Source organism: Larkinella punicea, from assembly GCF_003334855.1.
Lineage (GTDB): Bacteria > Bacteroidota > Bacteroidia > Cytophagales > Spirosomataceae > Larkinella > Larkinella punicea.
In genome coordinates, this window is sequence record NZ_QOWE01000035.1 from 50434 (window position 1) to 63209 (window position 12776).

General features: G+C 52.5%; 8 protein-coding genes. 5 read left to right on the top strand and 3 right to left on the bottom strand.

The genetic code is table 11. The features are described from left to right. The first annotated feature begins 28 nt into the window (after nucleotides 1-28). A complete protein-coding gene (locus DUE52_RS30130; protein WP_114409860.1) occupies nucleotides 29-2446 on the top strand; it encodes an ABC transporter permease in 2418 nt (805 codons plus the stop codon). Between the two features lie 91 nt (nucleotides 2447-2537). On the opposite strand, the gene DUE52_RS30135 is transcribed toward DUE52_RS30130, so the two are convergent. After that, nucleotides 2538-2981, bottom strand: coding sequence for a Uma2 family endonuclease (locus DUE52_RS30135; protein WP_114409861.1), 444 nt, complete (start codon nucleotides 2979-2981; stop codon nucleotides 2538-2540). A 34-nt stretch (nucleotides 2982-3015) separates the two neighbouring features. After that, complete coding sequence (locus DUE52_RS30140; protein WP_114409862.1) at nucleotides 3016-3465, bottom strand: hypothetical protein; 450 nt, start codon at nucleotides 3463-3465, stop codon at nucleotides 3016-3018. Nucleotides 3466-3519: 54 nt separating this feature from the next. Here DUE52_RS30140 and DUE52_RS30145 point away from each other — a divergent pair, with 54 nt between their 5' ends. From DUE52_RS30145 to DUE52_RS30160, 4 genes are all read left to right on the top strand, one after another. Beyond that, a complete protein-coding gene (locus tag DUE52_RS30145) occupies nucleotides 3520-5901 on the top strand; it encodes an ABC transporter permease (protein WP_114409863.1) in 2382 nt (793 codons plus the stop codon). 125 nt (nucleotides 5902-6026) lie between these two features. After that, nucleotides 6027-8435, top strand: coding sequence for an ABC transporter permease (locus DUE52_RS30150; RefSeq protein ID WP_114409864.1), 2409 nt, complete (start codon nucleotides 6027-6029; stop codon nucleotides 8433-8435). Between the two features lie 87 nt (nucleotides 8436-8522). After that, nucleotides 8523-10886, top strand: coding sequence for an ABC transporter permease (locus tag DUE52_RS30155; RefSeq protein ID WP_114409865.1), 2364 nt, complete (start codon nucleotides 8523-8525; stop codon nucleotides 10884-10886). A gap of 135 nt (nucleotides 10887-11021) precedes the next feature. Beyond that, complete coding sequence (locus tag DUE52_RS30160; RefSeq protein WP_114409866.1) at nucleotides 11022-12155, top strand: mannonate dehydratase; 1134 nt, start codon at nucleotides 11022-11024, stop codon at nucleotides 12153-12155. A gap of 107 nt (nucleotides 12156-12262) precedes the next feature. Here DUE52_RS30160 and DUE52_RS30165 read toward each other — a convergent pair whose 3' ends face one another. After that, the gene (locus DUE52_RS30165) at nucleotides 12263-12733 is read right to left on the bottom strand and encodes a hypothetical protein (RefSeq protein ID WP_114409867.1); all 471 of its coding nucleotides are present in this window, start codon (nucleotides 12731-12733) and stop codon (nucleotides 12263-12265) included. Nucleotides 12734-12776 lie beyond the last annotated feature (43 nt).

Below are 12776 nucleotides of genomic sequence, written 5' to 3' on the forward strand. Positions count from 1 at the left end.
TAACTCATAACTCTTCACTCAAACAACAATGCTAAAAAGTTACTTCACCACCGCCTTCCGCGCTTTCCGGCGCAACTGGAATTATTCCGTGATCAACGTCGTGGGTCTGACGCTCAGTCTGGCGTGTTGTCTGCTGTTGTTCATTGTCATTCGGTACGAACGGAGTTTCGACCGGCACCACGCCAACGCCGATCGGACCTACCGGCTAGTGAGTCATTATACGGCACCGCAAGACGGTTTTAATGTGGGAATACCGCTGCCGTTTTTGGCTGCGATGCGAAACGATTTTCCAGATCTGAAACACCAACTGACGTTTATTCATGACGTTCGAAACCCCGTGATTGCCGCTGAAGACAGGCGGGAGAAAGGAACGATGCGCCGTTTTCAGGAAACGGGCGGAGTGGCTGCTTTTGCCGAGCCGGAATATTTTCGATTATTCGACTACCAGTGGATCAGTGGGAACCCGGCCACGGCGCTGAATCGCCCGGGTACGGTGGTGTTGACAGAAGAACTGGCCCGCAAGTATTTTGGAGACGACGATCCGATGGGGCGCACGCTGAAAATCGATAATAAGCTGACCGTTCTGGTGTCCGGCGTGGTGCAAAACCCGCCGGTTACGAGCAGCATCCCGTTCAAAATGCTGATCTCGTTTGCTTCGCTGAAAGAATACGGGGCCAACACCAACTGGGACGACTGGGTCTCTTCCTACACGGGCGCACAATTGTATCTGACGTTACCGGAAAACACGTCAGCGGCCCAAATGGAACAGAAGCTGGTGCCTTTTCTCCGAAAATACGTGCGTGCGGAAGATGCTGAAGACCAGCGGTTCGAACTGCAACCGCTGACGGAAATTCACTACAGCACCGAAATGAGTAACTACAGCGGCCGAACAATCAGTAAATCCATGATCTGGGCGATGGCATTGATCGGGCTTTTTCTGCTGGTAACCGCCTGTGTCAATTTCGTCAATCTGGCCACAGCGCAGGCCATCCGCCGGTCGAAAGAAGTGGGTGTTCGGAAGGTTTTGGGCAGTTCGCGGATGCAGTTGGTGCGGCAGTTTCTGGGCGAAACCGGTTTTCTGACCGGCCTGGCCGTTCTGCTGGCCTTGCTGATTGCCAATTTCTCCCTGGCGTCGGTGGCTGATTTACTCAACATTAAACTCCAAACGACGCTCTTCAATGATCTGGTCGTAATCGTCTTTTTACTGCTGCTGGCGGTCTTTACCACGGTTTTGGCGGGTTTCTATCCGGCCCTGGTTTTGTCGGGTTATCAGCCGGTTCTGGCCCTGAAAGGCAAAATTCGGGGTTCGGGTAGCGGGCAGTTGACGCTTCGCCGGACGCTGATTGTGCTCCAGTTCACGATTTCGCAAACGCTCATCATTGGTACCGTGATCGTTTACAACCAGATGGATTATTTTCGGAACGCCGACCTCGGTTTTCGGAAAGATGCCATCGTGATGATTCCGATTCCGGAGAAAAAACCGGGAAAAATGGAATCGTTGCAGGCTAAGCTAACGGGCTTGCCGGGCATCAGCTCAATGAGCTTCGGGATTTCCTCGCCTTCGGCCCGGGGCAACTGGTGGACCGGTTTTCGCTATGAAAACCGCGAAAAAGATGAGGAGTACGGCGTGGTGATGCGCCCTTCCGACACGTCCTACGTCCGGACGTATGGGCTGAAACTGATGGCCGGGCGGATCAACCTGCCCGCCGACACGATGCGGGAAGTGCTGGTCAACGAGCGGTTTATGACGAAGCTGGGCATGAAGAGTCCCAACGAGATTTTGGGCAAAACGGTTCTGCTGAACGGCCGGCGGCTGCCCATCGTCGGTGTCATAAAAAATTTCAACACGTTTTCGCTGCATCAGGAAACCGAGCCGTGCATTCTAACTACGCATCGGGATGCCTATTCAAGTCTGGGTATCAAAGTGTCGGGTAATTCGGCGCAGGTAAGCAAAACGCTGGCGGAAGTGGAAGCGGCCTGGGCGGCTACTTTTCCGGATTTTCTGTTTAAATACGATTACCTGGACAAAACCATCGCCGATTTCTACGCGGCTGAGGAACGCCTGTATGCCTTGTTCCGGTTGCTGGCCGGTATCGCCATTTTTATCGGCTGTTTGGGTTTATACGGGGTCGTGGCTTTTATGGCGGAGTCGCGGACGAAGGAGGTTGGCATTCGGAAAGCGTTGGGCGCATCGACTTCGCACATTTTTGGGCTGTTCTCGTTCCAGTTCCTGAAACTGGTGCTGATCGCCCTGCTGATTGCCGCACCCATTGCCTGGTATTTCACAAACCAGTGGCTTCAGGATTTTGCGTATAAAATTGACATCGAGTGGTGGATGTTTGCGTTGGCGGGTGTGATGGCAACTGCGATTGCGTTGGTGACGGTCAGTTTCCAGAGCATCCGGGCGGCCTTGATGAATCCGGTCAAAAGCCTGCGGGCAGAATGAAGAGTGATGAGTTAAGAATGAAGAGTTAAGACGGGCCTGCCCGCGCGGTTGGCTGACGCATTCCTTTTAACTCTTAACTCTCCATTCTTAACTATAAAAAGCTATTCAAATCGAGTTGCAGGATTTCGGAGAAGGAAGAATTTTCGGTCAAGCCACCGTCGCCTTTGCGGTAGCGGAACCATTGGCCGGTTCGGTAATCGTAAATGAATCCTTCGCGGATACCGTAAAAACCCTGATCGATTAACTGAAAAACTTTATGCAGATCACCTTGCAATCCGTTGGTATGACATACTTCGATAATGATTGGCGTTTGAGCCGTTTCATTGTCGCGTAGTAAAAGATCCGGTACGAGGCTGGCTTTGCCTTCATCGAGCATCGTTTCGGGGAGGGGTTCCAGATGGATGGTTTTTTCGCGGTGAAAAAGCACGCCCAGCCCCATCATCAGCTTGGCAATAACGCGTTGGTGATCGACAGGCGCCCAAACACCCTGATCTTCATGAACGCTGGATAGAGGATTGGTGGATGGAAAATACATGCTATTACGGTTTTAAGGGATCACGATGGGAAAGTCATAAAAAGCTATTCAAATCAAGTTGCAGGATTTCGGAGAAGGAGGAGGGTTCGGTTAGTCCGCCATCGCCTTTGCGATACCGGAACCACTGATCGGTTTTGTAATTGTAAACAAAGCCTTCAAGGACGCCATAATCATCTTCGTCGATTAATCGAATCGTTTTGGCAAGGTCATGTTTTAAACCACTAGTATGACAGATTTCAATAATGATGCGGGTTTGATCGGCTTCATTATCAAATAAAATAACATCCGGTGTTGGACTGCTGTAGGTAAAATCCAACATCATTTCGGGCAAGGGTTCTAACGGAATACTGTGGTTGCCGTGGTACAAATTTCCCAAGCCTATAGTCAATTTTGCAATGATACGTTGGTGAATGACCGGCGCATTGACGCCCATCTCATCTTCATTGACAAAAAACTTGCTGGCGCGTGGTGGAGGGATATACATGGCTATTCAGAGAAGATAGACTGATTTGATTAAACAAACATACCGAAAAAGCACATGCTTCGCAATTACCTCAAAACCACCTGGCGCAGCCTGATTCGCAACCGGAATTACGCCCTTATCAACCTCACCGGGCTGACCCTGGGACTGGGCGTTGCCATCGTGTTGTTCTGGATTGTGCGGTTTGAATACAGCTTCGACACGTACCACAAAAAAGTCGACCAGCTATACCGGCTCATTGCGGTCGATAAGTACGGCGAAAAGGGCACCTCCGTTCCGCAGGGCGTCATCAAGGCGCTCAATGAGCAAATTCCGGGGGTCGAAAACGCGGCCAATGCCTACGGTCACGGTTCCAACGGATTGCGGGTCGGGCAACAGCTTTTTAACATCAAACACCTCTTTTTTGCGCCACCCCGGTTTCTGGACATGATCGATGTGGAATGGGTGAAAGGTTCGCCGAAACAGTCGCTCAGCCAGCCCTATCAGGTGGTGCTGGACGAACCGACGGCCCGGCGGTTTTTCAACGAAAGCGACCCGATGGGCAAAACCATCCGGTTTAATAACCAGACTGATCTGGTGGTGTCGGGCATCATTCGCAAAGCGCCGGTCAACTCGGAGTTTCAGTTTCAGGTGCTGGCTTCCCGCGAGACGCTGAAACGCATCGAGCACGAGTATACCAACGAAGAATACTGGGGCGGGGGCGATTCGATGCACCACGGCTACGTTGTTCTGAAACCGGGTGTTTCGCCTTCTGCCATCGAAGCAATGCTCAAAAAACTGGCTCTCCAACACCAGAAACATTCTGCTCTGACCGGATTCGAGCTTCTGCCGATTACGGAGGTGCATCGCAATACGGAAACCGACCCCGACCCGTTCAATTACGTCATTCCGCAGTGGATGCTCAACACACTGGCCGCCATCGGTCTGTTTCTGGTGATCATCGCCTGCATCAACTTTGTCAACCTGGCCACGGTGCAGGCTGTTCAGCGGAGCCGCGAAATTGCCGTTCGGAAAGTGTTGGGCAGCAGCCGGAAACAGTTGATGATTCAATTTTTCGGAGAAACCGCTTTCCTGGTTTTTGCCGCCATCGGTCTGGGCGGTTTGCTGGCCACGCAGTTGATTCGTTACGCCGACCAGTTGCTCAACACGCAGGTCGCGCAGTCGAACGTTTGGGATGCCGGAGCCATTGCATTTCTGCTGGGCTTGGGTGTTGCCGTTACGCTTCTGGCGGGTTTGTATCCGGCATTGGTGTTGTCCGGTTTTCAGCCGGTGAAGGTGTTGCGGGGGCGGTTTTATGTCGCCAATCCAAAAGGATTTTCGTTGCGCTCGTCGCTGGTCGTGACGCAGTTTGTCATCGCTCAGGTGCTGGTGATCTGCACGTTGATCGGCAGCAAGCAAATCCGGTATTTCTACGAAACCGATCTCGGTTTTGACAAGAAAGCGGTTGTAACCGTTACCATGCCGGAGCGGGGCAACGGGGTTCTGCGCGAACGGTTCCGGCAGCAATTGCTGGAACATCCCGAAGTGAAGGATGTGGCGTTTGCCCTGACCACACCCTCAAGCAACCGCAACTGGTGGTGGCGAACCGTTCAGCATCACAACCTGCCCAATGGCGAGCAGACGTTCCGCTTTCAATATGTCGATACGAACTACTTCCATTTTTTCAAAATTCCACTGGTCGCCGGTCGGTCGTGGACTCGCGTCGATACGAACACGGTCGCGATAATCAACGAAAAAGCCGCTCGGGATTTCGGGTATGCAAATCCTGAAAAAGCGATTGGCGAACGAATTAACCTGGATGGCAACCAGCCGTTTACGGTGATGGGCGTCGTTAAAGATTACCATTCGCAAAGCCTGCGGTCGTCCATTGTCCCCCACGTTTTCCTGTATGCCGACTGGAATTTCCAGGAAGCCAGTATCCGGATCGATCCGAAGCAGCAGGCCAATGCGTTGCAACACATTGAACAACACTGGAAAGCGGTTTTCCCGAACTATTATTTTGAAGCCAAATTCCTCGATCAGGACATTCAGGCTTTCTACGACGACGAACGCAAACTGACCAACTTCCTGACGCTCTTTGCTGCTGTTGGCATTTTGATCGGCTGTCTGGGATTGTTCGGTCTGGTCTCGTTTGTCGTGACGCAGCGGACCAAGGAAATCGGCGTCCGGAAGGTGTTGGGTGCGACCGTTGCCAGCATCGTTTCGCTATTGTCGAAAGACTTTCTGAAACTGGTGCTGGTCGCTTTTGCGATTGCCGCACCCATTGGCTGGTACGCCATGAGCCGGTTTTTGCAGGAATACCAATACAAAATCGACATCGACTGGTGGGTTTTTGCGCTGGCCGGTGGTCTGGCCGGACTGATTGCCCTGCTGACGGTTTCGGTCCAGTCGGTGAAAGCCGCGTTAACGAATCCGGTGAAGTCACTTCGTTTGGAATGAAGAGCTTTTCTGCCCCTAAATCCCCTAAAGGGGACTTTTTGCATCCAGATTAAGCTGCGTCCAAGTCCCCTTTAGGGGATTTAGGGGCAGAAAGCGAAAATCATTCACTCTTAACTAAAAAAACTATGCTACAAAACTATCTCAAAATCGCCTGGCGGAATTTGTGGAAAAACAAGGTTTTTTCAGCCATCAACATCATCGGACTGGCCATTGGAATGGCCGCCTGCATTCTGATTATGCTGTTCGTAACGTACGAAACGAGTTTCGACGGGATTCATAAAAAGAACATCTACCGGCTCGATGAAGTGCAGAAATTTCCGGGCATGGTGGCCCCGCAAAACGTGGCGTTGTCGATGTTTCCGATGGGGCCGACCCTGACCCAAGAATACCCCGAAATTCGCAGTTTCGTCCGGGTTCGCCCCAATAAGGAGGTGCGGCTAACCTATGGTGATAAAAAGATCGTGATGCCCCAAATGCTGTGGGCGGATTCGTCCTTTTTGCAGCTCTTCGACTATAAACTGCTTCAGGGTGACGCAAAAACTATCCTGAAGAGTCCCAACAGTGTGGTGCTGACGGAAGAAAGCGCGGTTAAATTCTTCGGGAACGAAAATCCGATCGGCAAAACGCTCGTGCGGTATGATTCAGATACGATTAGCTTTAAAGTGACCGGTATTCTTGAAAATACCCCCAAAAACTCGCACCTACAGTTCGACGGTTTATTCTCGTTTAATTCGTTTGTTAAAGCCGACGCCATGAACAACTGGGGTGGCAACTGGCTGGTGACGTATCTGGAACTAGCCAACAATGCCGACATTGCGGCCCTGGAGAAAAAATTTCCGGCTTTCCTCAAACGGCACATGAACGGCGAGGGCTGGAAATATTACGAACTGTTTCTTCAGCCCCTGAACGAAGTTCACGATAATTCGATGGCAATCACACATGATTACCTCAATTTTCAAAAGTTCGACAAGAATTATACATACATCTTTCTGGTCATCGCGGTGATCGTGCTGCTGATTGCCTGCATCAATTTCATGAATCTGTCGACGGCCAAATCGTCAGGCCGGGCGAAGGAAGTCGGAATTCGGAAGTCGGTGGGGGCGGAGCGAACGCAACTGGCGGCTCAGTTCATCGGCGAATCCATTCTGCTGTCGTCTATCGCTCTGGTTTTTGCGGTTCTGCTGGTAAAACTCTGTCTGCCCTTCGTCACCGAACTCAGTCAGCGGGAATTGGATTTAGCACTGTTCAGTAATCCGTTGATTCTGCTTGCATTCACCGCCTTTGCCATTTTAATCGGTGTCATTTCCGGCAGTTATCCCGCCTTTTTTCTGTCGTCGTATCAGCCCACAAAGGTGTTGAAAGGCAGTCTGGAAATCGGTAAAAACAAAGGGTCCTTCCGCAACATGCTGGTGATCGGCCAGTTTACGGGGGCGGTTTTTCTGATCATTGCCACGGCTTTTGTGGTGAAGCAACTGCGGTTTATGCAGGAGCGTGACCCCGGTTTTTCCCGCGATCAGGTGATGGTGATTCCGCTGAATTCCACGACGCAGCCGAAATACGATGCCATTAAGCAGGAACTTCTGTCCAATTCGCTGATCACGGCGGTGACGGGTTCGCAACAACGGCTGGGGAATAACCTGCACCAAACCGGGGTCAAGTTTCACGGCGACGGGCCGGTTCGTGACTTGGCGACCTCGCAGGTGATTGTCGATCCGGATTACCTGACGCTGTATAAAATTCCGATTATCGCTGGTCGCAACTTTTTGAAAGACAGCAAAACCGACAACGGACGGGCGTATATCATCAACGAAACGCTGGCAAAAGAACTGCTGAAAGAACAGCCGAAAGCCACGATGCAATCGCTGATCGGCCGGAATTTCGGCTTCAGCGGAATGGATTCGCTGGGACGGATTGTCGGAATTTCGAAGGATTTCAATTTCAACTCGCTCCACCACAAAATCGAAACGCTCTGCATTTTCGACCAGAAGGATTGGGGCTACAGCGAACTATCGATCCGGATCAGCGGTAAAAATGCTCCGGAAGCCATTGCCTACGCCAAATCCGTCTGGGCCAAACTCGCACCCGATCAGCCGTTTGATTACTCGTTTCTGGATGAGCATTTTGCCGAACTCTACCGGGCCGATGGCCAGGTGAGCGAAATTGTCGGCATTCTGGCGTCGCTGGCGATCATCATTTCCTGTCTCGGTCTGTTCGGGCTGGCATCGTTTTCGGCCGAACGGCGCATCAAGGAGATCGGGATTCGCAAGGTGCTGGGCGCTTCGGTGGCGGGGATCATTGCGCTGCTTTCCCGGGATTTCCTGAAGCTGGTGTTCATCGCCATCCTGATTGCTTCACCCATCGCCTGGTATGCGATTCATCAGTGGTTGCAGGATTTTGCTTACCGGATCAACATCGATTGGTGGGTTTTTGTGCTGGCGGGGGCATTGGCGGTTTTGATCGCCCTGCTGACGGTTTCGTTCCAGTCGGTGAAAGCGGCTTTGACGAATCCGGTGAAGAGTTTGAAGAGTGAATAACGTCCGTGGGTACACCATGCAACGAAGGCCCGTCGCTCTGCATCTTTAGATCGCTTTCCTGTTTTTCTGCGCTAATCATCCCCGTTTATGTTCCGCAACTACCTGAAAATCGCCTGGCGTAATCTCAAACGCAACAAAACGTTTTCGCTGATCAACATCCTCGGTCTGGCGCTCGGAATGGCCTGCAGTCTGGTTATTCTGCTGTGGGTGCAGGACGAACGCGCGATGGACCGGTTTCATACGAACGACGACCGGATTTATCGGGTCATGGAAAACCAGGCCTGGGCGGGTCAGGACGTCAGTACAACGCCCTCGACACCCGGTATTCTGGCCGAAAACCTGAAAAAGGATTTCCCGGAAGTCGAGAAAGCCGCCATGATGACGTGGGAACAAAACATTCTGCTGACGGTCGGCAACACCTTTGGCAAAGAAAAAGGACGGTTTGCCAGTGGCGATTTTCTGACTATTTTCTCGTTTCCGCTCATACAGGGAGACGCCCGAACCGCCCTGGCGCGTCCGGACGGTATTGTGATCTCCGAAAAGCTGGCGCAGAAATACTTCCCCCATCAGGATGCGCTCGGGAAAGTGATCCGGGTGGACAATACCGACGACATGATGGTGACGGGGGTGATGGCGGAAGTGCCGGAAAACAGCTCCCTGAAATTCGATTACCTGATTTCGTGGGAACGGTTCGTGAAATACAACGCCTGGGTGAAAGAATGGGGTAACAACGGACCACGGGCGTTCGTGCTGCTAAGTAAAAAGGCCGATCCGGATAAAGTATCGGCCAAAATCAAGGATTACATCAAGCAGAAGACCAACAAGCAGACCAATAATATCGAGTTGTTCCTGCAAAAAAACAGCGAGGCTTATCTGCATTCCAATTTCAAAAATGGGCAGCCCGACGGCGGTCGGATCGAATACGTGCGGTTGTTTATCATCGTGGCGGTTTTTATTCTGGTCATTGCCTGCATCAACTTCATGAACCTGGCCACGGCGCGTTCGGTCAAGCGGGCGAAGGAAGTGGGCGTTCGGAAAGTGGTGGGCGCCGAGCGGGGGTCTTTGATGGGGCAGTTTGTGGGCGAATCGCTGCTCATCTCGTTGCTGTCGCTTTTCGTAGCGGTTTTGGTGGTGGCGCTAACGCTGCCCATTTTTAATGAGCTGACGGAAAAACACCTGACGTTTCAGTTTGCCGATCCGTTTTTCTGGCTGGTTTTGCTGGGCCTGACCCTCATAACCGGCTTGGTTTCGGGCAGTTACCCAGCCTTGTTCCTGTCGTCGCTGAAACCGGTGGTGGTCTTGAAAGGCGTGCTGAAATTTAAACCGAGTGCGACCATCTTCCGCAAGGGGCTGGTGGTTTTCCAGTTTTCGCTGTCGATCATTCTCATTGTCGGAATGATCATCATTTACCGGCAGATTCAGTACATCCAAACCAAAAACCTGGGGTTCGACAAGGGCAATCTGGTGTATATGCCGCTGGAAGGTGATCTGAAAAAGAACTACCAGACGTTCCGCAGCGAATTGCTGACCCAGCCGGGTATCCAGGCGGTTTCGGCTTCGTGGGCCGACCCGCTGGAGGTCGGCAGCTCGACCATCGGCGTTGGCTGGCGGGGCAAAGACACCACACAACGGATTTTGTTCAACCAGACCGCCGTGCATTACGACTACCTCAAGGCGATGGGCGTTCGGCTGAAAGAGGGGCGCGAATTCTCACCGGATTACGGCACCGATACCACCAACTACCTCATCAACGAAGCGTCGGCCCGGAAGATTGGCTACAAAAATCCGGTGGGGCAGGAGCTGACGTTCTGGGGTCGAAAGGGCATCATTGTGGGCGTGGTGAAAGATTACCACATCAACTCGTTGCACGTCGCCATCGAACCGCTCATTCTGCACATGCAGCGGAATGAATTCGACGGAGTTGTGCTGGTGCGGACCGAAGGCGGCCGCACCAAAGAGGCCATTGCTAATCTGGAAAGAACCTTCCGGAAATTTAATCCGCGCTATCCGTTCGAATACAAGTTCACGGATCAGGAATTTGGCAACAACTACAAGAGCGAAAACATCATCAGCAAGCTCTCGAACTACTTTGCGTTTCTGGCCATTTTCATCTCCTGTCTCGGACTGTTTGGGTTGGCAGCTTTCACGGCGGAGCAGCGTACGAAAGAAATCGGCATCCGGAAGGTGCTGGGAGCCAGCATTGTCAACATCGTGCTGATGCTCTCCAAAGATTTTCTGCTGCTGGTGTTGCTGTCGTCGGTGGTGGCGCTTCCGGTGGCCTGGTGGGCGATGAATAGCTGGCTGGAAAAATACGCCAACCGCATCGAAATCGAGTGGTGGATGTTTGTCGTCGCCGTTCTGGCTTCGCTCGCCATCGCGCTCTTTACCATCAGTTTCCAGAGCATCAAAGCCGCTTTGATGAATCCGGTGAAGAGCCTTAAGACCGAATGATGCGTTATGACGGGGCCGCCCGCGCGGTGATGAACGAGCTGACACAATTCATCGCTCATCACCGCGCGGGCGGCCCCGTCATAACGCATCATTCGGTGTATAGGTAAATAACAGGCGTGGTTTTCTTTCGCTTACATGGAAACTTCACGTCGCGACTTTCTCAAAAAAAGCACCTCTCTGGCCGCCCTGACAGTAGGCGGAATCTCATCGGCTCAGGCGTCTGAACAACGGGTCGGGGTAAAACCGGCTGTTGATAAGGCGGTGCTGAAAGATGCCGGAATGCAGCTCTGCGAAGCGTATTTCAGCGGGATGAACGAACAGAAAATCGCGCTGACGAAGCAGATGGCGGTGCTGGGGGCCGTGGGCGGCATCAATCCCGGCATGGTCGGCCTGAAAGACGTGAAGCCCTGGGAATACAAGGCGGTTTTGGCGGTGAAGGAAGCCTGGGACAAGGTGGGTCTGCAACTACGCGTCATCGAAGGGCCGCCCGCACTGGGTGAAAAAACCAAGCTGGGGCTGGCCGGTCGGGATGAGGAAATTGCCAATTTTATTACCCTGATGAAAAACCTGACACAGGTCGGGATCGATACGATTTGCTACAACTGGATGCCGGTGATTGGCTGGTATCGCACGCAGAACGACCGCCCCGGTCGGGGAGGGGCGCTGGTCACGGCATTCGATTACGAAGCCATCAAGAATCTGCCGTTGACGCAATACGGCGAAGTGTCGAAGGAAACGCTCTGGAAAAATCTGGCTTATTTCCTGAAAGCCGTCATTCCGGAAGCGGAGAAAATCGGCATGAAACTGGCCATGCACCCCGACGATCCGCAGGTAGACAGTGTTCGGGGCATCGCCCGCATCATGAATACCGTCGATTCGTTCAAACGACTGCTGGAACTCTACCCCAGTCCGAGCAACGGCATTACGATGTGTCAGGGCAATTTTGCGCTGATGGGCGACGATAGCCCTATTCCAGCACTCATCGACTACTTCGGGAAACGGAAGAAAATCCATTTTGTGCATTTCCGGAATGTGCGGGGCGACAAGTTTGCCTTCGAGGAAACCTTTCACGATGAGGGCATTATCGACATGTACCAGGCTATGAAAGCCTATTATGCGGTCGGTTTCAAAGGCCCGATTCGCCCCGATCACGTTCCGACCATGTACGGCGACAGCAACCAGAACCCCGGTTACAGTACCATCGGCACCTTGTATGCGCTGGGCTACACGCGGGGGTTGATGGAAGCCGTGAGTAAGCGGAGAACTTAATGATGAGTTATTCTAGGGCTTTCGCCCCTAAATCCCCTAAAGGGGACTTGGACACATAATAATCCGGATGCTAAAAGTCCCCTTTAGGGGATTTAGGGGCGAAAGCCCTAATTCTTTCTAAAAACTAAAAGTGTGCCGATTTCGGCGATGAGCAGGCTGAAATGGGTGGCGGATAAACCGCTCATCTCGTAGGCCAGAAAGAACTCATCGGCGAGGATGAAAGCCGCCCACAAACTGATCGTAACGGTGAGCGCCCGGTATGCAGTCGCCTGATACTGTGATGTTTGCTGGACAGTGGCCGCGAACGCGCTCCAGAGCAGCACCGCGCCAACGGCCTGCCAGACAAGAACACCGGTGTAAAACAGGCCCGCGAGCCAGACCGGTGAATGATAAATCCCAACCACTTTTTGAACCAAGGCGAAGTTCCCTGAAGCAAAAACCCAGTTGGCCGGCAGCAGGCCGAGGGCTTTGAGGGCGTCGGTGCTGTTGCTGCACAGCACGAGGGAGAAATAGAGTGCCCAGAAGAGGAGCAAAACCGCCTGAATGGTCTTGCCGGAGTGTGGGGAATTGGTCCACATAACGATTTTTCTGACTGGTTTAACAAATAAAGGTATAGGAGAA

Bases quoted from the DNA above. Each gene is read 5' to 3' on its own strand.
- DUE52_RS30130 (WP_114409860.1), top strand. From the start codon at position 29: ATGCTAAAAAGTTACTTCACCACCGCCTTCCGCGCTTTCCGGCGCAAC.
- DUE52_RS30135 (WP_114409861.1), bottom strand. From the start codon at position 2,981: ATGTATTTTCCATCCACCAATCCTCTATCCAGCGTTCATGAAGATCAG.
- DUE52_RS30140 (WP_114409862.1), bottom strand. From the start codon at position 3,465: ATGTATATCCCTCCACCACGCGCCAGCAAGTTTTTTGTCAATGAAGAT.
- DUE52_RS30145 (WP_114409863.1), top strand. From the start codon at position 3,520: ATGCTTCGCAATTACCTCAAAACCACCTGGCGCAGCCTGATTCGCAAC.
- DUE52_RS30150 (WP_114409864.1), top strand. From the start codon at position 6,027: ATGCTACAAAACTATCTCAAAATCGCCTGGCGGAATTTGTGGAAAAAC.
- DUE52_RS30155 (WP_114409865.1), top strand. From the start codon at position 8,523: ATGTTCCGCAACTACCTGAAAATCGCCTGGCGTAATCTCAAACGCAAC.
- DUE52_RS30160 (WP_114409866.1), top strand. From the start codon at position 11,022: ATGGAAACTTCACGTCGCGACTTTCTCAAAAAAAGCACCTCTCTGGCC.
- DUE52_RS30165 (WP_114409867.1), bottom strand. From the start codon at position 12,733: ATGTGGACCAATTCCCCACACTCCGGCAAGACCATTCAGGCGGTTTTG.